At 66.5% G+C, this 19,321-nt stretch carries 19 protein-coding genes; 14 read left to right on the top strand and 5 right to left on the bottom strand.

From position 1 onward, the window contains the following. Positions 1 to 14 precede the first annotated feature (14 nt). On the top strand, positions 15 to 1,598 hold the full coding sequence (locus LC490_RS04045; protein WP_223619366.1) for a DUF4139 domain-containing protein: 1,584 nt from the start codon (positions 15 to 17) through the stop codon (positions 1,596 to 1,598). Next, complete coding sequence (locus LC490_RS04040) at positions 1,595 to 2,353, top strand: enoyl-CoA hydratase/isomerase family protein (protein WP_223619365.1); 759 nt, start codon at positions 1,595 to 1,597, stop codon at positions 2,351 to 2,353. Before LC490_RS04045 ends, LC490_RS04040 begins: the two co-directional genes overlap by 4 nt. 93 nt (positions 2,354 to 2,446) lie before the next feature. On the opposite strand, the gene LC490_RS04035 is transcribed toward LC490_RS04040, so the two are convergent. After that, positions 2,447 to 3,826 carry a substrate-binding domain-containing protein gene (locus LC490_RS04035; protein ID WP_223619364.1) on the bottom strand — a complete coding sequence of 460 codons (1,380 nt, stop codon included), beginning with the start codon at positions 3,824 to 3,826 and terminating at the stop codon, positions 2,447 to 2,449. A 47-nt stretch (positions 3,827 to 3,873) separates the two neighbouring features. Between LC490_RS04035 and LC490_RS04030 the strand changes: the two genes are divergently transcribed. Continuing rightward, positions 3,874 to 4,170, top strand: a complete 297-nt coding sequence (locus LC490_RS04030) for a hypothetical protein (protein WP_223619363.1) — start codon at positions 3,874 to 3,876, stop codon at positions 4,168 to 4,170. A gap of 1,069 nt (positions 4,171 to 5,239) precedes the next feature. Here the strand turns inward: LC490_RS04030 and LC490_RS04025 are convergent. From LC490_RS04025 to LC490_RS04010, 4 genes are all read right to left on the bottom strand, one after another. Further along, positions 5,240 to 6,091: a sulfurtransferase gene (locus LC490_RS04025; RefSeq protein WP_031370482.1), complete on the bottom strand. Its 852-nt coding sequence runs from the start codon at positions 6,089 to 6,091 to the stop codon at positions 5,240 to 5,242. Further along, complete coding sequence (locus tag LC490_RS04020) at positions 6,088 to 6,753, bottom strand: CoA pyrophosphatase (protein ID WP_223619362.1); 666 nt, start codon at positions 6,751 to 6,753, stop codon at positions 6,088 to 6,090. Before LC490_RS04020 ends, LC490_RS04025 begins: the two co-directional genes overlap by 4 nt. Beyond that, on the bottom strand, positions 6,750 to 6,932 hold the full coding sequence (locus LC490_RS04015; RefSeq protein ID WP_031370480.1) for a DUF1289 domain-containing protein: 183 nt from the start codon (positions 6,930 to 6,932) through the stop codon (positions 6,750 to 6,752). Before LC490_RS04015 ends, LC490_RS04020 begins: the two co-directional genes overlap by 4 nt. 190 nt (positions 6,933 to 7,122) lie before the next feature. Then, positions 7,123 to 7,809, bottom strand: a complete 687-nt coding sequence (locus LC490_RS04010; RefSeq protein WP_031370479.1) for an FKBP-type peptidyl-prolyl cis-trans isomerase N-terminal domain-containing protein — start codon at positions 7,807 to 7,809, stop codon at positions 7,123 to 7,125. A 236-nt stretch (positions 7,810 to 8,045) separates the two neighbouring features. On the opposite strand from LC490_RS04010, the gene LC490_RS04005 reads away from it, so the two are divergent. The 11 genes from LC490_RS04005 to LC490_RS03955 all read left to right on the top strand — a co-directional run bounded on the left by LC490_RS04005 (position 8,046) and on the right by LC490_RS03955 (position 19,292). Further along, a complete protein-coding gene (locus LC490_RS04005) occupies positions 8,046 to 8,828 on the top strand; it encodes an enoyl-CoA hydratase-related protein (RefSeq protein WP_031370478.1) in 783 nt (260 codons plus the stop codon). Beyond that, entirely contained in the window at positions 8,825 to 9,283 is a 459-nt protein-coding gene (locus LC490_RS24570; protein WP_343222997.1) for a hypothetical protein, read from the top strand. Before LC490_RS04005 ends, LC490_RS24570 begins: the two co-directional genes overlap by 4 nt. A 242-nt stretch (positions 9,284 to 9,525) precedes the next feature. Beyond that, positions 9,526 to 10,158: an endonuclease III gene (gene nth, locus LC490_RS03995; RefSeq protein WP_223619611.1), complete on the top strand. Its 633-nt coding sequence runs from the start codon at positions 9,526 to 9,528 to the stop codon at positions 10,156 to 10,158. A gap of 145 nt (positions 10,159 to 10,303) precedes the next feature. Further along, positions 10,304 to 11,578, top strand: coding sequence for an OprO/OprP family phosphate-selective porin (locus tag LC490_RS03990; RefSeq protein WP_223619361.1), 1,275 nt, complete (start codon positions 10,304 to 10,306; stop codon positions 11,576 to 11,578). 229 nt (positions 11,579 to 11,807) lie between these two features. Then, positions 11,808 to 12,815: a phosphate ABC transporter substrate-binding protein PstS gene (pstS, locus tag LC490_RS03985; RefSeq protein WP_223619610.1), complete on the top strand. Its 1,008-nt coding sequence runs from the start codon at positions 11,808 to 11,810 to the stop codon at positions 12,813 to 12,815. Positions 12,816 to 13,510: 695 nt separating this feature from the next. Further along, positions 13,511 to 14,596: a phosphate ABC transporter substrate-binding protein PstS gene (gene pstS / locus LC490_RS03980; protein WP_031370473.1), complete on the top strand. Its 1,086-nt coding sequence runs from the start codon at positions 13,511 to 13,513 to the stop codon at positions 14,594 to 14,596. A gap of 264 nt (positions 14,597 to 14,860) precedes the next feature. Beyond that, positions 14,861 to 15,832: a phosphate ABC transporter permease subunit PstC gene (gene pstC / locus LC490_RS03975; protein ID WP_031370472.1), complete on the top strand. Its 972-nt coding sequence runs from the start codon at positions 14,861 to 14,863 to the stop codon at positions 15,830 to 15,832. Continuing rightward, a complete protein-coding gene (gene pstA, locus LC490_RS03970; RefSeq protein ID WP_057917512.1) occupies positions 15,832 to 16,737 on the top strand; it encodes a phosphate ABC transporter permease PstA in 906 nt (301 codons plus the stop codon). Before pstC ends, pstA begins: the two co-directional genes overlap by 1 nt. Beyond that, complete coding sequence (pstB, locus tag LC490_RS03965; RefSeq protein ID WP_223619360.1) at positions 16,730 to 17,587, top strand: phosphate ABC transporter ATP-binding protein PstB; 858 nt, start codon at positions 16,730 to 16,732, stop codon at positions 17,585 to 17,587. Before pstA ends, pstB begins: the two co-directional genes overlap by 8 nt. Before the next feature lie 154 nt (positions 17,588 to 17,741). After that, positions 17,742 to 18,452: a phosphate signaling complex protein PhoU gene (phoU, locus tag LC490_RS03960; RefSeq protein ID WP_031370469.1), complete on the top strand. Its 711-nt coding sequence runs from the start codon at positions 17,742 to 17,744 to the stop codon at positions 18,450 to 18,452. Between the two features lie 324 nt (positions 18,453 to 18,776). Further along, on the top strand, positions 18,777 to 19,292 hold the full coding sequence (locus LC490_RS03955) for a sigma-70 family RNA polymerase sigma factor (protein ID WP_223619359.1): 516 nt from the start codon (positions 18,777 to 18,779) through the stop codon (positions 19,290 to 19,292). Positions 19,293 to 19,321 lie beyond the last annotated feature (29 nt).

The following is a 19,321-nucleotide window of genomic DNA, read 5'->3' as shown; positions in this document are numbered from 1 at the left end:
TGGAGGAGTTGACCATGAAGGAGTTGACGATGAAGCATCCGCTCAGCCTGCTCGCCCTGGCCTGTTCATTGGCCGCCTGTTCCGGCGCACCGACCGGCGACGCCGACAAACCTTCGGCCGGCCCCGCCGCAGGGTCCGAGGCTCCTGCCGAAGCCCCCGCCAGCGATGCGCCCGGCGGCGAAAGCCGGCTCACCGTCTACAGCGGCGACTACGAGGCGCTGGCCAACGCGCGCGCCCCCAATGTCGGCATGCCCGGCTATGCGCTGGTCGAACGCCCTCTGCGCTACGCGCTAAAGAGCGGCCGCAATGCGCTGTCCAGCAAGTCCCTGCCCCCGTCGATGGACACCGAGGCCGCGGTGCTGCAGCCGCGCAGCAACGGCATCGCAATCGTCGGACAGCGCTACATCGCCCCGGTCTCGGGTGCGCAGAACGTGGTCGGCGTGGCGATCGGCCGCAAGGTCACGGTCGAACACACCGCCGGCGGCGCCAAGCAGACCGACAGCGGCCTGCTGTTGTCGGCCGGCGACGGCCTGACCCTCGCGCTCGACGACGGCCGCATCAAGGTGATCCGCAGCTACGACAGCTTCAGTCTGGTCGACAACGACAACCTGCTGCCGCGCCAATCGGCCTTGCAGTGGACGGTCAACGCCGACAAGGCCGGCGACGCCGACTTCGTGCTGTCGTATCCGATGGGCGGCATGGCCTGGCGCGCCGAGTACCTCGCCACCTTGACCCCGGGCCAGGGCTGCAAGCTCGCGCTCGACGGCGCCGCGCTGGTCGCCAATCGTTCCGGCTCGGGCTTCAACCAGACCCGATTGAGTCTGGTCGCCGGCGAGCCCAATCGCACCCGTCGCGAGGAAATCGGCGTCATGGGCGGCCACGCCGAACGCTTCGCGGCCGCGCCGATCGCCCAGGCCGCCGATGCGGCGATGCCGGTCGAGCGCGCCGCCGGCGAGTACCACGCCTACGATCTGCCGCAGCCGGTCACCCTCGGCAGCGGCAGCACCGAACGCATCGCCCTGTTCCCGCGCAACGGCGCGGTCGCCTGCGAACGCATCTACGCGATCGAGGCCGGCGACAACGACTGGCGCCCGCCGACGCCGTTGATCGATCCGAACTTCCAGGGCCAGACCGGCGACGTGCCGGTGATGTCCAAGGTCGAGTTCAAGAACGACAAGGCCTCCGGCCTCGGCCTGCCGCTGCCGGCCGGACGCGTGCGCGCCTTCGACGGCAAGGATTTCCTCGGCGAATCGCAACTCGCGCACACGCCGCAGGGCGCCGAGATCCGCCTGCAACTCGGCAAGGTCTTCGACCTCAGCAGCACCCGCGAAGCGAGCGGTTTCCAGCTCGACCGTACCGGACGCACCATCACCGAATCGTTCGCGGTGACGATCAAGAACGCAAAGAAGCACGAGGCCACGGTTCGGGTGATCGAACCCTTGCCGCGCTGGACCGATTGGGAGATCGTGTCGTCCAGCCTGCCGTCGAAGAAGAAGGACGCGCGCCACGCCCAGTTCGAAGTGGCCGTGCCCGCCGGCGGCGAAACCAAGCTGACCTACACCGTGCGCTATCGCTGGCCCCAGGACGTCAAACCATGAGCTTCGTAGAAACCCAGACCCACGGCGACATCGTCGAAATCCGCCTGGCGCGCGCGCCGGTCAACGCCCTCAACCCGCAGTTGTGCAACGAAACGCGCGAAGCCATCGAACAGGCCGTGCACCACGGCGCCCACGGCATCGTCCTCAGCGGCGGGCCGAAGGTATTCTCGGCCGGCCTCGACGTGCCGTATCTGCTCTCGCTCGGCGACCAGCGCGATCACCTGCTGCTGGCGTGGCAGGCCTTCTTCGGCCTCGCCCGCACGCTCGCCGCGGCGCCGCTGCCGGTGGTCGCGGCCTTGGGCGGCCATGCGCCGGCCGGCGGCTGCGTGCTCGCGCTGTGCTGCGACTACCGCATCATGGCCTCGGGCCCGTACCGCATCGGCCTCAACGAAACCCAGGTGGGCCTGGTCGCACCCGAAGGCATCCAGCGTCTGATGCGGCGCGTGGTCGGCGCTTATCGCGCCGAACGCCTGCTGGTCGGCGGCGAGATGGTCGATGCCGACACCGCCCTGCAGATCGGCCTGGTCGATGAATTGGTCGAGATCGAAAACGTCGCCCAGCGCGGCCGGGTTTGGCTGGAGCAGCTGCTGAGCCTGCCGCGCAGCGCGATGCTGCACACCCGCCAGCTCGCCCGCGCCGATCTGGTCGAAGCCCTGCGTCCGGAGCATATCGAGCTCGACCGTTTCGTCGATGCCTGGTATTCGCCGGACACGCAGAGCGCGCTCAAGGCGCTGGTGGCGAAGCTGGGCAAGTAAAACGAGTAGAGAGTAAGTAGTAGTGAGGAACGAGCAGGAGCCAAAGCCGGCTTCGCTCTTACTCACTACTCGCTCCTAGTAACTCACTGCTGCTCAGAGCAGCCATACCTCGACCCGCTCGTTGCGATAGCGCGAACCGGCATCGCGGGCGGTCGGGTTGCGCGCACTGCCCGGCTGCGCAGCCGCCAGAGGCAGGGCCGTGCCCATGCCGCGCGCCTGCTCGACCCGCAGGCCGCGCGACATCAACTCCTGGGCGACCAGGTCGGCGCGGTCGTTGCTCATCATCATCGCCGCCATCGTCGAACCGGCGCTGGCATCGGCGAATCCGACCACCAGCAATCGCCGGCCGCGATTCGGCGGCAGCGCCATGAAGCTGCGCAGGCGATCCAGATCGCGCACCGCGCGGCTGTCGAACACGTTCGCGGCGACGCCGCTTTCGCCGGGCCCACCGAAGTTGAAACGCAGGCTCAGCGGCAGACGCACCGCACGGCCGACCAGTTCGCGATACTCCGCCGGGCCGGCCGACACCGGCCGCTCGCGTCCCGGCACCAGGGTCACCGCGAGATGGCCGCTGCGCGCGACCGCGCGCTGACCGGCGCGGGTCATCGCATACAAGGCGAAGCTGCGGCTCAACGCGCCCATCATCTGGCCGCCGTAGAGATACAAGCGCCGGCTCAAGGGATAGTCCTCGCTCAGCACCTCGGTGCGGGTCGGCGCGATCGCGCGCCCGCCATCGGCGATCGCCACCGGCTTGGTGCCGGCGCCGTAGTGCTCGCCGATCGGGATCAGGCCGATCGCCAAGGGATCGGCCGCGACCGCCGCGATCAATTCGCGTGCGTTGCGATGGCGCTGCGCTTCGCCGAACGCCGTACCGAACATGACCCGGTCGTTCATCAGGTCGCGCACCGCACCGGCACCGGGATCGAGATGCAGTCGCACCTCGCCCGGGCTGCCGCCGAACTCGCGCCATTGCCGCGACTGCCCGGAAAACAGCCGGCGCAACTGGGCGAAATCCAGGCGCACGACCGGATTGCGGCGATTGACCACGACCGCGACGCCGTCGAGCGCGACCACGAACTCCTGGTCCTGCGAACCGAGGTCGCCGAGCTGCCAACCGGCCTCGAGTTCGGCTGCGTTCGGCCGTCGCGCCATCATCGCGATCTGCGCCTGCCCTTCGACCAGATCGGTGAAGCCCTGCGCCGAATCGCTGCCGGCGATCTCGACGATCAGCGGCTGGCCGTCGCGACTGGCGTGGATTTCGGTCAAAGCCGGGCGCGGCCGGCGGGTGCGAATGCCGGAGTAGCCGATGTCGCGCAGCCAGGCCTCGGCCAGGCTCGGCACCAGCGCGTGACCGAGCGTTTGAGAACCGTGGATACGGACGCGTTCGGCGTCCTGGGCACGGGCGGGAAACGCAATCGCGGACAACGATGCGGACAAGAACAACACGAACGGCAACACAACGGCACGCGACATGGCGCGCACTCCCCCTGTACGAACTGCGCGCAGGATGGGTGCGGCCTGTGACGCTGCGATTACGCGACGGCAAGCACAGTAATGACGAAGTGGAATGCCCTTATTTCGTCAAGCTGCAACAAGCGTGCGGCAAGCAGCCGCGAGTCGCAGAAGCGGGGCAATATCCGCGATGCGCGCAGGCGCTTGCGGATCGCGACGCAACCGGTAGCTACGCAGTCGCGGCTTGTGCCGCAGGAAATCCAGTCGGACGCCGCCCCCTAAAGCCGCTGCGCGCCGTTGTCGTTGTCATTGTCGTTGTTGTGAAGATTTTGCTGTTGTTGTTGCTGTGCGACGTGTCGCACTAGCGAAGGCAATCGAAGACCCGGAGGGCGGCGCGCAAGGATGCGCGCCGTTTTTCATCGGGACAGGGATGTCCCGTATGAAAAATCCCTGCGGAGGCACCGGTCGTGCGGGCTTGTGATTCAAAGCAAAAGCACTTTTCTTTGGTGACTTTCTTTTGTTGCTTTAGACAAAAGAAAGTTACCCGCCGCTTTAGTGGCGGAAGCTCTTGTCGTTTGACCTTGCTTGTATGAAAGCTATAAGCAAGTGCAGAGCTTCCGCCCGCTACGCGGCCGGGTTACTTTCTTTTGCTAAGCCCAAAAGAAAAGTAACCAAAGAAAAGGGCTCTCCTTGCAAGGGCACAGGCCACGAGTGCGATGCCCGCGCCGGGATTTTTCGATAAGACATCCTTGTCCTATCGAGACATTCCATTTAGGGGCTGGGCGCACGTCCTGTGCGCCGCCCTCCGGGTCTACGGTCGACCGGCAAAGCGGCAAAGCGGCAAAGCGGCAAAGCACAGCAAGGGCTAAGTGCAAGTGCAAGACCAATTGTGCAGAGCGAACTTGAAGCATCACGGTCGCGGCTTGCGCCGCTCCTACCCCTCAAGCCGCTACGCGCCATGGCCAGAAAGATTTTGCTGTTGCCGTGCGCCGATTCGTACTAGCGAAGGCAATCGAAGACCCGGAGGGCGGCGCGCAAGGATGCGCGCCGTTTTTCATCGGGACAGGGATGTCCCGTATGAAAAATCCCTGCGTATGCACCGCTCGTGCGGGCCTGTGATTCAAAGAGAAAGCGTTTTTCTTTGGTTACTTTCTTTTGTCGCTTTTGACAAAAGAAAGTAACCCGCCGCTTTAGTGGCGGAAGCTTTTGGCGTTTGATCTTGATCTTGCTTGAGCGAAACGCCGCAAAGCCGTTGCAGCGCGGTCGCGGCTCGCGCCGCTCCTACCCCTGCGGAAGCACGCCGCTTCGATGCGTGGCATCGGCGCAGTTGCTTCTGCGCGTCCCGCGGTCGCGGCTCACGCCGCTCCTACAGGAGAGCACCTACGGCGGTTCGTGGCTTCGATTGATGGCTGTGACGACTGCGCGTCCCTCGCCTCACTCGTCCCCGATCGCCACCGGCCGCTGCGGATCCTCGATCCAACCGCTCCAGGAACCGGTATACAACGCCGCCCCGTCGAAACCGGCATGCGCCATCGCCAGCAGATGGTGGCAGGCGGTCACGCCAGAGCCGCACATCACCGCGGTCTGCGCCGGCGCGCGGCCCGCGAGCAAGGGCGCGAATTCGCCGGCGAGCGTTTCGCTCGACTTGAAGCGGCCATCGGCGAGGTTGTTCGCATACGGGCGGTTGCGCGCACCGGGCACGTGGCCGGCGACGCGGTCGAGCGGTTCGACTTCGCCGCGGAAGCGCTCGCCGGCGCGCGCGTCGATCAGCAGGCCGCCGGAATCGAGCAAGGAACGCACGTCCTGCGCATCCAGCACACGACGCGCGTCATAGCTGGCTTCGTAGCGGGTCGCTGCCGGCGCCGGCACGAGGTCGTCGCTCGGCAGGCCGAGCGCGGTCCAACGCTGCCAGCCGCCGTCGAGCACGGCGACGCGCTGGTGGCCGAGCACGCGCAGCAGGAACCACAGGCGCGCCGCGGCCAGGGCGCCGTCGCCGTTGTCGTAGACCACGACCTGGTGCTGCGGGGTGATGCCCCAGCGCCCGAGCGCGGCGGTGAAATCGTCGGCCTCGGGCCAGGGATGACGGCCGCCGCCCGATTTGCGGTGATCGGACAGGTCGCGGTCGAGATGCGCGTAACGCGCGCCTGGCACATGCGCCTGGCGATAAGCGGCTTCGCCCGCGGCCTTGTCGTTGAGAGCGAAGCGCGCGTCGACGACGATCAGATCGTCGCGGCCCAATGCCGCAGCGAGGTCCTCGGCCGATACCAGGGTGGTCCAGTCGCTCATCGGGTCGTCTCCAATCGCTGCCGCAGGTTCAACAGCATCGATGCGGTCGCGCCCCAGATGCGTTGGCTCGGATAGCGGTATTCGAGCACGTGGCGGGCGCGGCCCTTGTACTCGAGGGTGCGCGTGGTGAGGTTGTCGGGGTCGAGCAGGAAGGCCAGCGGCACTTCGAACACCTCGGCGACTTCGTTCGGGTCGGGCCGCGCGACGTAGGCCGGGTCGATCACCGCGACCAGCGGCAACACGCGAAAGCCGGTAATCGTCACCAGCGGGTCGAGGAAACCGAGCGGCGCGATCAACGCGGCCGGCACGCCGATTTCCTCTTCGGTCTCGCGCAAGGCGGCCGCGACCGCATCGGCATCGCCGGGTTCGATGCGGCCGCCGGGAAAGCTCACCTGACCGCCGTGCTGGCGCAGGCCATCGGTGCGGCGCGTGAGCAGCACTTGTACGCCGTCGGCGCGCGGCACCAGGCCGACCAACACCGCCGCCTGCGCATGCGAGGCGTCGTCGGGCAGCAGCCCGGTCAGATCGTCGAGGTTCCAGCCGTCGCTCTCCGGCGCGGCATCGAGCGGATGCAGCGCCGCCAGCAGACGGGTGCGTTCGCGCGAATCGCCGTCGAGGAAGTCGGCGCCCATGAAGGCCGGTGTTGGCGCAGGCGCGGTCACCGCAGCTTCGACTCGCGCTGTGGCAACACTACTTCCATCAGGCGCAGGCGCTCATCGTCGTTCATCTGCGACCAACGGGCGATTTCGGCCGTGGTGCGGTGGCAGCCCGAACACAGGCCGTCGTCGCCGAGTTGGCAGACACCGATGCACGGACTCAGCACCGCGCGGAATGTCGTCATATCGTCCACCGAGGCCATGCCGCCATTGTGCCTGGCGGGGCGACCTCGTAAAGCCCGACCGAGCGATCGGCAGGCCGTGCGAAACATCGGGCACCGCGCATCGAGTCCTGATATCGCTCGACCCGCCGCCCCGCTCCAGAAACGACTTGCGCCGGGCTAGCCGGCGCAAGTCTGTGACGCTTGTCTGATCTTACTTGACGCTGACCAGCTTGATTTCGAACTGCACGGCGACGTTCGGCGGGTACGGCGTGCGCGGGTCGGCGCCGTAGGCCTTGTCGGCCGGCAGGGTCACTTCCCACTTCGAACCGCTCGGCATCTGCAGCAGCACTTCGCGCATCGCCGCCATTTCGATTTCGCTGACCTTGATCGACGGAATCGAGTTGGCCGGACGCGCCTGCTCGGGACGCTGGCCCCACGGGAACGGACCGGCGACTTCCAGGGCGACGGTGCTGGCCTGGGTCGGCTTGGCGCCGGTACCGGTGTCGATGATGCGGTACTGCACGCCGCTCGGCAGCGTCTTCACGCCGGCCTTGGCCTTGTTGCCGTTGATGAAGGTGTCGCTCTTGCCCTTGTTTTCGGCAGCGGCCTTGTCCCACTCGGCCTTGGCCTTGTCCTGCTGGCGCTTCTGCATGTTCTGCACGGCAGTGCGCAGCTGGTCGACCGGCACCGACGGCTGCTTCTTGGCATAGCCGTCCTGCAGACCCTTGACGATCGTGTTGACATCGACCTGCTCACCGCTTTCGACGGCATTGCGGCCGAGGTCGTAACCGAGCGCATAGCTCAGCTTGCCCTTCTCGGAAGAAGTGTCCTGCGCGACGGCGTTGCCGGCGGTCAGTGCCAGGGCCGCAACGGCGGCAGCAATCAAACGCAACTTCATTCGGTGGAATCTCCGGTAATGGCACGGGGCGACTGCGTCGCCCCGATCGGCTAGGGGCATAGTCCAATCATGCCCCGATGTAGAAGCCCTGGGTCGGTCGTAAGTGCCCGACAGGACGAGTTAGGATACCGGCGGCAGCGCTTAACCGCCACTGACGACCGGGGATCTGACCGCGACGCAGGGCCGGAGTTCCCTGCCTGCCGCTCCCCATCCCCCCGGAATCCAACGGCCATCACATGACCGAATCGCCCCTGCTGATCGCCGATCGCGGCGCCGTGCGCCAGATCACCGTCAACCGTCCCGACAAGCTGAACGCGCTCAATGCCGCGACCCTGGACGCCCTGCTGGCCGCCTTCGAAGCCGCCGCCGCCGACCCCGCCGTGCGCGCCGTGGTCCTGACCGGCGCCGGCCCCAAGGCCTTCGTCGCCGGCGCCGACATCTCGGAAATGAACACCCTGACCCCGGTCCAGGGCCGCGACTTCTCCCAGCGCGGGCAGAAACTGATGCGCCGGATCGAGAAGATGCCCAAGCCCGTCATCGGCATGATCAACGGCTTTGCCCTCGGCGGCGGCCTGGAACTGGCGATGGGCTGCCACCTGCGCATCGCCTCCGACAACGCCAAGATCGGCCAGCCCGAGATCAACCTCGGCCTGATCCCGGGCTTCGGCGGCACCCAGCGCCTGCTGCGCCTGGCCGGCCGCGCCGCCACCCTGGAGCTGTGCCTGGTCGGCGCCCCGATCGACGCCGCGCGTGCGCGCGAGCTGGGCATCGTCAATCGCGTGGTGCCGGCGGCCGAACTCGAGGCCGAGACCTTCAAGCTCGCCGAACAGCTCGCCGCGGCCGCGCCGCTGGCGCTGCGCGGCGTGCTCGACTGCATCGCGGTCGGCGGCGAATGCGGGATCGAAGAAGGTTTGGAATACGAAACCGCGCAGTTCGGCCTGATGTTCGCGACCGACGACATGCGCGAAGGCACCACCGCCTTCCTCGAACGGCGCAAGCCCGCTTTCGCCGGAACGTGAGCGAGCGCACGTCCGCGCCCTGCCGCTGCGGCTGCGCCGATGCGCGCGGCGCGACGGCGCACGCGATCGTCGCGGCGCTGGCGCAGGACGATCTGGATGCCGCGATCGCGCTCGGCTTGTTGAGCGCGAACTTCGACGACGGCGACGGCATCGTCTGTCGCCAGTGCACCGGCGCCTGCACCCAGGCGCTGCGCAGCGCGCGCGAGGCGCGCCTGCGCGCCCTGGCGGCGCGCGAACGTTACCGCGCACGCAACCTTCGCCTGCAGCGACGCGCCGACGAGCGCGCCGCACAACGCGCGGCGACGCCTGCGCCCACGAGCGCAGCCGATAATTCAGTTGGCGACACCATTGCCGACACCTCTCCCCCCGCCACGCAGCGCCCGGCCCTGCCTTCGGCCGCCGCGGCCGCCTTGGCCCGCGCCAAGGCCAAGGCCGCGCAGCGCGGACCGACCTGAGACCGACCCTCCGCATGGCCAAGACCTCCCCGCCCGCCGCCAAGCCCGCCAGGAACGCCGCCAGCAAGACGCTCAAGCAGGCGACCAAAAAAGTCGCCAAGAAAGCCGTCGCAAAACCTGCTGCGAAACTCCCGGCCAAGCGCGCTGCAAGCAAACCCGCTACGACCAAGCCGGCGGCAAAAAAGACCGCGAAACCGGCCGGAAAACGCGTCGCCCGTCTCGCTCCGGCCGAGATCGAGGAGATGTTCTCGCGCCTGCAGGCGTTGAACCCGAAGCCGACCACCGAACTCGAATACAGCACGTCGTTCGAGTTGCTGGTCGCCGTGGTGCTGTCCGCGCAGGCCACCGACGTCGGCGTCAACAAGGCCATGCGCAAGTTGTTTCCGGTCGCCAACACGCCGCAGGCGATCGCCGCGCTCGGCGTCGACGGGCTCAAGCCCTACATCGCCACGATCGGCCTGTTCAACACCAAGGCCGCGAACGTGATCGCCTTGTCGCAACAGCTCATCGACCTGCATGGCGGCGAGGTGCCGCACGACCGCGCCGCGCTCGAAGCCCTGCCCGGGGTCGGCCGCAAGACCGCCAACGTCGTGCTCAACACGGCCTTCGGCGAACCGACCATGGCGGTGGACACCCATATCTTCCGCGTCTCCAACCGCACCGGCCTGGCGCCCGGCAAGGACGTGCGCGCGGTCGAGGACGGCCTGCTCAAGGCGGTGCCCGCGCACTATCTGCAGGACGCGCATCACTGGTTGATCCTGCACGGACGTTACGTTTGCAAGGCACGCAAGCCCGATTGCCCGCACTGCGCGATCCGTGATCTGTGCCGCTTCACAGACAAAACGCCCGGCGAACCCGAGCCCATAGCGGCTTGATTTAAAAAGAAAATCCAACCGGTGCGCCGTGCTTGCGCGAGCGTCATCGCAGCGTCATGCCTGCGAAATAAGTCAGATCTGTCACATTTACGCAACTTTCACACTCTAGCCTGCGCGCCATCACTCCACGCCTCAGGGCTAGACCATGAAACTCTCCCGCAACACCCTTGCCGTCGCGTTGTTCGCCGCTCTCGCAGCGCCCGCCGCGCACGCCGAAATCGCACTCGACGTCATCGGCGACTCGGAAGTCACCTTCGAAGGTCTGCTGCAGGCGGATTACAACGATTTCAACAGCGACGTCCTCAACCTCAACGCCGACGTGCCGGACGGCAAGGACAACGACAACGAACTGCGCCGCGCCGAGCTGGTGCTGAAGGGCAAGGGCCCGGGCAACATCGAGTGGGTCGCCGGTTACGACGCCAAGGCCGACAAGTTCCTCGACGTCAATCTGAAGTACAAGCTCGGCGGCAACGCCAACCACTACATCCAGGTCGGCCAGTACAAGCAGCCGAACAGCCTAGAAGAGCTGTCCTCGACCAAGAACAACGACTTCATCTCCAAGGCGATGGTGACCAACACCTTCGGCGTGGCGCGCCGTCTCGGCGCCGCCTACAGCTACGGCACCAACGACTGGAGCCTGACCGCGAGCTACTTCGGCCGCGAGCTGACCCGTAACCTCGCCCACGGATCGGGCTACGGCCTGCGCGGCACCTTCGCGCCGATCAACGAGAAGGGCAACATCCTCCACTTCGGCCTGTCCTACGTCGACCTCGACACCGACGCCGACACCGTGCGCATCCGCACCCGTCCGCAGGTCGACCTCGCGGCCGGCCGCCTGGTCGACACCGGTAACCTGCTCAACGTCGACCGCCAGAACACCATCGGCGCCGAGGCGATGTGGGTGCACGGCCCGGTCAAGGTCCAGGCCGAGTACATGCGTTCGGAATTCGACCGCTACGCCACCCGCTCCATCGCCCAGCCGGGCAAGAAGTTCAGCGGCGACAGCTTCTACGTCAGCGGCGTGTGGAACATCACCGGCGAGACCTGGGGCTACAAGGGCGGCGTGCCGACCACCCCGCTGCCCGACGAGCCCGCCAGCGGCATGTGGCAGGTCGGCCTGCGCTACGACAAGATCGACCTCAACGACGGCTCGCTGCGCCCGGGCGCGACCCCGACCGCCGCTCCGATCGTCGACGGCGTGCTCGGCGGCGAAATGGACGCCTGGACGGTCGGCGTGAACTGGTACTGGCGCTCGAACTTCAAGTTCATGCTCGACTACTCGATCGTCGACAGCTCGCGCTACATCGGCAAGACCAGCGCCACCTACTCGCAGACCGCGGCCTACAACAACCGTACCTTCAACCGCGTCGTCGACGACAGCCCGAACGTGATCTCGGCGCGCGTGCAGTTCTACTGGTAAGCCGCGGCTTACCGCTCCGATCGGACATCTCTCCCCCTCGATCGGCAACGATCGTTACGGGCGCGGCCTAGGCCGCGCCCTTCTTTTGCGCGCACCGTGCGTCGGAAAGAAAGGGATGTCACGTCTCTGTCATGTTTTCGCCTCGTGACTGTCATCGAACCGTTATGAAATTCGCCGCAACGGATTCGTGCCAGCCGTCTCTCTTCAGGAGCTCACCGTGTTCAAGTCTCTGTCCTTCCGCCTGACCGCACTCGCCTTCGCGACCGCGTTCGCCGTCAACGCCCAGGCCGCCGACGTCACCGGCGCGGGCGCGTCGTTCGTGTATCCCGTGATGTCGAAGTGGTCGGCCGACTACGCCAAGTCGACCAGCAAGAAAGTGAACTACCAGTCGATCGGCTCCGGCGGCGGCATCGCCCAGATCAAGGCCGCGACGGTCGACTTCGGTTCCTCCGACGCCCCGCTCAAGCCCGAAGAGCTCGCCAAGTTCGGCCTGGCCCAGTTCCCGTCGGTGATCGGCGGCGTGGTGCCGGTGATCAACGTGCCGGGCGTGGCCTCGGGCGCGATGAAGCTCGACGGCGCGACCTTGGCCGGCATCTTCCTCGGCAAGATCAGCATGTGGAACGACCCGGCGATCGTCGCCCTCAACGGCGGCCTGAAGCTGCCGGCGAAGAAGATCACCGTCGTCCACCGTTCCGACGGTTCGGGCACGACCTTCAACTTCGTCAACTACCTGTCCAAGGTCAGCGGCGATTGGAAGAGCTCGGTCGGCGAAGGCACCGCGGTCAAGTGGCCGACCGGCATCGGCGGCAAGGGCAACGAAGGCGTGGCCGCCTACGTCAAGCAGATCCAGGGCGGCATCGGCTATGTCGAGCTGTCGTACGCGCTGCAGAACAAGATGGCGTACTCGCGCCTGAAGAACGCCGACGGCAATTTCGTGCTGCCGACCGACGAGACCTTCTCGGCCGCCGCCGCCAGCGCCAACTGGGCCGACGCCAAGGACTTCTACCTGGTCATGACCAATGCGCCGGGCGAGAACTCTTGGCCGATCACCGCGACCAACTTCATCCTGATGTACAAGCAGCCCAAGAACGCCGCCGGCGCCAAGAACGCCAAGGAATTCTTCCGTTGGGTCTACGCCAACGGCGACCAGCAGGCCAAGACGCTCGACTACGTGCCGCTGCCGGACGCGCTGGTCAAGCAGATCGAGACCTACTGGACGGCGAACATGAACTACTGATCCGACCGATCGTCGGATCCGGGGGGATCCTTCAGATTGGGGAGATCGGACGAAACGGGCCTTCGGGCCCGTTTTGTTTTGGGCGCGGGATCGGGAATCGGGAATCGGGAATCGGGAGTCGGGAGTCGGGAGTCGGGATTGGGAGACTTCAACATCCGGTCTGGATGAAGCCCTGGGTTCCCGCCTCCGCGGGAACGACGAGAGGTAGATGGAGCCCCACCACTTTCCAGCCGTCATCCCCGCGGAGGCGGGGATCCAGAGACTTCAGAGCCATGCCTCGGTGAAGCCTTGGGTTCCTGCCTCCACGGGAACGACGGCAGGAAAGAACGCGACGTCTCTTCCAGACGGGGTGGGTTTGGTCGGGAAGACTTCAGCGCCGTTCCTGAATTGGCCCCGGATATTTAGGTCCGCCGAGCGGGCCGAGCCCGCCTGCGCGGATTGATGGCCGGCCGCCCACGTCACCCCGGCCCGGGCCCCAAATCGCCCGTGCCGCAGTCGAATCGGAAACCGTGCCTGGGGCGGTTTGTTACCGCCAAACAGCAGCTCCAGCCCCGCAAACCGCGACTTTCAACACCCCTCCCGCCCTTTCGCTACAGATTCATTACGAATCCATGTCATAGCCGTGTAACAAAAAGATCATCAAATGGCGCCATCCGAGCCGGCGCCCTCGCCGGCCTTCTTTCATGGAGCTGTACATGAAATCGTCGCCGGCCCGCATCGCCGTCCTCTCTATCGCCATTACCCTGGCCGCCGCCGCGTGCTCGGGCAGCCAGACGCCGGCCCCGGCCGCCGACGGCAAGACCGAGGCCGCTACGCCCGCGGGCGACCAGGTCGCCGCGCAGATCACCGGCGCCGGCGCGACCTTCATCTTCCCGCTGCTGTCGAAGTGGTCGGACGACTACAACAAGGCCACCGGCGCCAAGGTCAACTACCAGTCGATCGGTTCCGGCGGCGGCATCGCCCAGATCAAGGCCGGCACGGTCGATTTCGGCTCCTCCGACAAGCCGCTGCCGAGCGAAGAGCTCGCCGCCGCCGGCCTCGGCCAGTTCCCCTCGGCGATCGGCGGTGTGGTGCCGGTGGTCAACGTCGAAGGCATCGAAGCCGGCAAGCTGCGCCTGACCGGCCCGCTGCTCGCCGACATCTTCCTCGGCAACGTCGGCAAGTGGAACGACGCGGCGATCGCCGCGGTCAACCCGGGCGTCGCCCTGCCCGACCTGAAGATCAACATCGTCCACCGCTCCGACGGTTCGGGCACCACCTTCAACTTCTCCAACTACCTGTCCAAGGTCAGCCCGGCCTGGCAGAGCAAGGTCGGCGAAGGCACCTCGGTGCAGTGGCCCGGCGGCGTGGGCGGCAAGGGCAACGAAGGCGTGGCTTCGTACGTGAAGCAGATCAAGGGTTCGATCGGCTACGTCGAACTGGCCTATGCGCTGCAGAACAAGATGGCGCACACGCAGTTGCAGAACGCCGCGGGCAACTTCGTCCAGCCGAGCGCCGAGGCCTTCCAGGCCGCGGCCTCGACCGCCGACTGGGCCAGCGCGAAAGACTTCAACCTGGTCATCACCAATGCCGGCGGCGCGCAATCCTGGCCGATCACCGCGACCAATTTCATCCTGATGTACAAGCAGCCCAAGGACGCCAAGCGCAGCGCCGACACCCGCGCGTTCTTCAAGTGGGCCTTCGAGAACGGCCAGTCGCAGGCGCAGGGCCTGGACTACGTGCCGCTGCCGCCGGAACTGGTCAAGCAGATCGAAGCCTACTGGGCTGCCGAGTTCAAGTGACGAATCGGCCCGCGCGCGCAAGCGCGTGGCTTTGCCGATTCGTCATCTCCGCGCAGACGGAGATCCACCGGACTTTCGTGCGAGAACGACTGAAGTCTTTAGATCCCCGCCTACGCGGGGACAACGAGCAGGAAAGTTTTTAGCAACCCATCGCCGAAACTTCATCGGCAACTCAGTAACACCGCCTCGAATCAGCACCCCGCATCCGCCACAGCCCCGCACGCTCCCGATGCAACGCACTGCCACGACGGACCTCCCTTCGCAATGAACGCGACCGCCCTACCCGCCCGATCCGGTATTTCCAGCCGCGATGGCAAAGATGCGCGCAACGACCGTCTGTTTCGTTATGTGCTCACCGCCACCGTCATCTTCGTTCTGTTCGCTCTCGCCAGCGCCGCCTTGTCGATGCTCTGGGGCGGCCGCCACGTGCTGGCCAAGGAAGGTCTCGATTTCTTCATCACCGCCGAATGGAACCCGGTCGAGGACCAATACGGCGCGCTCGTTCCGATCTACGGCACCATCGTCACCGCGCTGATCGCGATGGTGATCGCCGTGCCGGTGAGCTTCGGCATCGCTTTCTTTCTGACCGAAGTCGCGCCGCGCTGGGCGCGCGGCCCGATCGGCACCGCCATCGAGCTGCTCGCCGGCATTCCCTCGATCATCTACGGCATGTGGGGCCTGTTCGTGTTGGTGCCGGTGATGACCGAACACGTCACGCCCTGGCTCAACGACAACGTCGGCACCTGGCCGGTGATCGGCAAGCTGTTCCAGGGCCCACCGCTCGGCATCGGCATGCTCACCGCCGGCATCGTCCTGGCGATCATGGTGATCCCGTTCATTTCCTCGGTGATGCGCGAAGTGTTCCTGACCGTGCCGACCCGTCTCAAGGAGTCGGCCTACGCGCTGGGCTCGACCAAGTGGGAAGTCAGCTGGGACATCGTCCTGCCCTACACCCGCTCGGCGGTGATCGGCGGCGTCTTCCTCGGCCTCGGCCGCGCCCTCGGCGAAACCATGGCGGTCGCCTTCGTGATCGGCAACTCGGTCAACTTCTCGGCTTCGTTGCTCGAACCCGGCACGACCATCGCCGCGCTGATCGCCAACGACTTCGGCGAAGCCACCGAGACCTATCGCTCGGCCCTGCTGCTGCTCGGCTTCGTGCTGTTCATCGTGACCTTCTTCGTCCTCGCCGCCGCACGGCTGATGCTGATGCAACTCTCGCGCAAGGAGGGCAACTGATGAACGCGACTCCCGCTCCCATCGACGCCGAACTGCAGCGCCGCCACCGCGTCGCCGATTCGCTGTACGGCCGGCGCCGCGTGTTCAACGCGATCGCCGTGATCATGGCCTGCGCGGCCGCCGCGTTCGGCCTGTTCTTCCTCGGCTGGATTCTCTACACCCTGCTCGCCAAGGGCCTGGGCGGCATCAACCTCGCGCTGTTCACCCAGAACACGCCGCCGCCGATGCAGGAAGGCGGCCTGCTTAACGCGTTCTTCGGCAGCGCGGTGATGTGCCTGATCGCGATCGTGCTCGGCACGCCGCTCGGCATTGCCGCCGGCACCTGGCTGGCCGAGTACGGCGCCGGCCGCAAGATCGGCACCGTGGTGCGCTTCGTCAACGACATTCTGTTGTCGGCGCCGTCGATCGTGCTCGGCCTGTTCGTCTACACCTTGGTGGTGATGCAGAGCGGCGGCAATTTCTCGGCCTTGGCCGGTGCGATCTCGCTGGCCTTCATCGTGCTGCCGGTGGTGGTGCGCACCACCGACGAAATGCTGCGCCTGGTGCCTTCGCAGATGCGCGAGGCCGCGCTGTCGCTCGGCGTGCCGCAGTGGAAGGTGATCGTGCAAGTGCTGTACCGCAGCGCCTCGGCCGGCATCGTCACCGGCGTCCTGCTCGCCCTGGCGCGTATTTCCGGCGAGACCGCGCCGCTCCTGTTCACCGCTTTCGGCAACCAGTACTGGAGCCACAACGTGCTGCAGCCGATGGCCAGCGTGCCGGTGGTGATGAACCAGTTCGCCGGCAGCCCCTACGAAACCTGGCAGACCCTCGCCTGGGCCGGCGCCCTGGTGCTCACCTTCTTCGTCCTGGTCGTCAGCCTGCTCGCCCGCGCCCTCGTGTTGCGCAATCGGATCTCCAATGACTGATCTCTCGAACCAACCCGTTGCCCGGACCCCGGCCATGAACGATGCACGCCTTTCCGTCGCCACCCCGGACCGCGCCGCTGCCGTGGTCGGCGCCTCGCCGGTCAAGCTCGCCGCGCGCGGCCTGGACTTCTACTACGACAAGTTCCACGCGCTGAAGTCGATCCACCTGGAGATCCCCGAGAAGCAGGTCACCGCGCTGATCGGCCCCTCGGGTTGCGGCAAGTCGACCCTGCTGCGCATCTTCAACCGCATCTACGCGCTGTACCCGAAGCTGGAAGCGCGCGGCGAAGTGCTGCTCGACGGCGAGAACATCCTCGACCCGAAGTACCCGATGAACCGCCTGCGCAGCAAGGTCGGCATGGTGTTCCAGAAGCCGGTGCCGTTCCCGATGACGATCTTCGAGAACGTGGCCTACGGCATCCGCCACCACGAGAAGTTGTCGAAGTCGGAAATGAACGACCGCGTCGAGCAGGCCCTGCGCCAGGGCGCGCTGTGGGACGAGGTCAAGGACAAGCTGGGCCAGAGCGCCCTGGGCCTGTCCGGCGGCCAGCAGCAGCGCCTGTGCATCGCCCGCGCGGTGGCGTTGAAGCCGTCGGTGCTGCTGCTTGACGAACCGACCTCGGCGCTCGACCCGATCTCGACCAGCCGCATCGAGCAGCTCGTCGAAGAGCTCAAGAAGGACTACACGATCGCGATCGTGACCCACAACATGCAGCAGGCCGCGCGCGTGTCCGATTTCACCGCCTTCATGTACCTGGGCGACCTGATCGAGCACGGCCCGACCGAACAGATTTTCTCCAAGCCGACGAAGCAGCAGACCGAGGATTACATCACGGGCCGCTTTGGGTAAGGCGCCGCGCTCAGCCTGTGCCCTATCGGCACAGGCTGCGGCACCGAACGCCCGGCCATGGATGGCCGGGCCGGACCGTCCGGAGATGCGCTGTCCCGCCAGGGATGGCATCGTCGGCCCAGCAACAACACGAGCGAGACTCGGACACACCTAAATGAGCACCCAAATGCACGACCACATCGTCAAGAGCTACGACGACGAGCAGCGCCGCCTGCTCGACGAAACCCTGCGCATGGGCGAGATGGCCGCGTCCCAGCTCGAAGCCGCGCTCGACGTGGTCCAGCGCCGCGACGACAAGGCCGCCGAGCGGATCATCGCCAACGACGAGGCGATCGACGCGCTCGAACAGGAAATCAGCCACGACGTCATGAAGCTGGCCCTGCGCGGGCCGATGGCGCGCGACCTGCGCGAAATCCTGGCGGCGATCCGCATCGCCTCGGACATCGAGCGCGTCGGCGACTACGCCGCCAACGTCGCCAAGCGTTCGACCGCGCTGAATCTGTCGCCGCCGCTGCCGCACGTGGCCGGCCTGCACGCGCTGGGCACCCTCGCGGTCAAGCAACTGCGCGACGTGCTGTCGGCCTATCGCGACAACGACATCGAACTGGCGCAGAGCGTGCGCGCCCGCGACGCCGAGGTCGACACCGCCTACACCGGCCTGTTCCGCGAGCTGCTGACCTACATGATGGAAGACGCGCGCAGCATCACCGCCTGCACCCATTTGCTGTTCATGGCCAAGAACATCGAGCGTATCGGCGACCACGCCACCAACATCGCCGAGAACGTCTGGTTCCTGGTCAAGGGCGAAGAGCAGTTGCCGCCGCGCGAGAAGCGCGACGACACCAACACCACCGGCGCGGTCTGACCCGGCCCCACCCGCTCCGGCAGGCTCCGGAGCGGGGTTCGCGCAGACGCGTCGCGCTGCGTTGCAGCAAAACCGCGGCCGCCGCCATCGGCCGATGAGCGGCCCCACGCACCGCCCCGCTGCCACTGTCGCGGTCCGCATTCGGAATGCCCGCATCCGCGCGGCTCCTGCAAACGGTTACAGCCGTTCCAGACTGAATCCGCTCTAAACGAATCCGCCAACGGCGTCGCAATCGCGAACCGATCGGCCCCTCTCCAAACTCTTGGTACATGCCCGCAGCGCCCTGCCGCGGTGTATTTTGCGTACCTCGGAGGAGACCCGGGCATGACCTTGCTGATAGCGAACGGGGATTTGGCGGCCGCCCGATCGGGCGACCGCGCCGCGCTGGAGCGCGTGCTGACGCACTCGCGCCAGGATCTGCGCCGCTACGCCGAGTACCACTGCGTCATCAACGACATCGAGGATGCGGTCCAGGAAAGCCTGATCACCGTCTCGCGCAAGTTGCGCGACCTGCGCGTGCTCGAATGCTTCGTTTCTTGGACCTTCCGCATCGTCAAGCGCGAGTGCAACCGTCTCAAGCGCGGTCGGCGTATGCTCAGCGGCGACGTCATCACCGATGAAATCCTGCCGGTGGTCACTCCCGAGCCCTGCGAATGGCGCCACGATGTCGCCGCCGCACTCGAATCCCTGCCTGCGCACTACCGCGAAATCGTCCTGTTGCGCGACCTGGAGGGCCTGACCATTGCCGAGATCGGCGATCAGCTCGGGCTCAGCCGCGAAGCGGTGAAATCGCGCCTGCATCGGGCTCGCGTCCTGGCCCGTGAGTATCTCGCTCCGTGACGCATCCCTGCCTCGCTTCCACCCGTATC

This window comes from Lysobacter sp. ESA13C (genome assembly GCF_019970005.1).
In the GTDB taxonomy this organism is placed as follows: domain Bacteria; phylum Pseudomonadota; class Gammaproteobacteria; order Xanthomonadales; family Xanthomonadaceae; genus Lysobacter; species Lysobacter antibioticus_B.
The sequence above is the reverse complement of the archived record's forward strand: the minus strand, read 5'-3'. Positions and strand labels throughout refer to the sequence as shown.

Coding starts and splice junctions, on each gene's coding strand:
- LC490_RS04045 (WP_223619366.1), top strand. CDS start 15: ATGAAGGAGTTGACGATGAAGCATCCGCTCAGCCTGCTCGCCCTGGCC.
- LC490_RS04040 (WP_223619365.1), top strand. CDS start 1,595: ATGAGCTTCGTAGAAACCCAGACCCACGGCGACATCGTCGAAATCCGC.
- LC490_RS04035 (WP_223619364.1), bottom strand. CDS start 3,826: ATGTCGCGTGCCGTTGTGTTGCCGTTCGTGTTGTTCTTGTCCGCATCG.
- LC490_RS04025 (WP_031370482.1), bottom strand. CDS start 6,091: ATGAGCGACTGGACCACCCTGGTATCGGCCGAGGACCTCGCTGCGGCA.
- LC490_RS04015 (WP_031370480.1), bottom strand. CDS start 6,932: ATGACGACATTCCGCGCGGTGCTGAGTCCGTGCATCGGTGTCTGCCAA.
- LC490_RS04010 (WP_031370479.1), bottom strand. CDS start 7,809: ATGAAGTTGCGTTTGATTGCTGCCGCCGTTGCGGCCCTGGCACTGACC.
- LC490_RS04005 (WP_031370478.1), top strand. CDS start 8,046: ATGACCGAATCGCCCCTGCTGATCGCCGATCGCGGCGCCGTGCGCCAG.
- nth (WP_223619611.1), top strand. CDS start 9,526: ATGTTCTCGCGCCTGCAGGCGTTGAACCCGAAGCCGACCACCGAACTC.
- LC490_RS03990 (WP_223619361.1), top strand. CDS start 10,304: ATGAAACTCTCCCGCAACACCCTTGCCGTCGCGTTGTTCGCCGCTCTC.
- pstS (WP_031370473.1), top strand. CDS start 13,511: ATGAAATCGTCGCCGGCCCGCATCGCCGTCCTCTCTATCGCCATTACC.
- pstC (WP_031370472.1), top strand. CDS start 14,861: ATGAACGCGACCGCCCTACCCGCCCGATCCGGTATTTCCAGCCGCGAT.
- pstA (WP_057917512.1), top strand. CDS start 15,832: ATGAACGCGACTCCCGCTCCCATCGACGCCGAACTGCAGCGCCGCCAC.
- pstB (WP_223619360.1), top strand. CDS start 16,730: ATGACTGATCTCTCGAACCAACCCGTTGCCCGGACCCCGGCCATGAAC.
- phoU (WP_031370469.1), top strand. CDS start 17,742: ATGAGCACCCAAATGCACGACCACATCGTCAAGAGCTACGACGACGAG.
- LC490_RS03955 (WP_223619359.1), top strand. CDS start 18,777: ATGACCTTGCTGATAGCGAACGGGGATTTGGCGGCCGCCCGATCGGGC.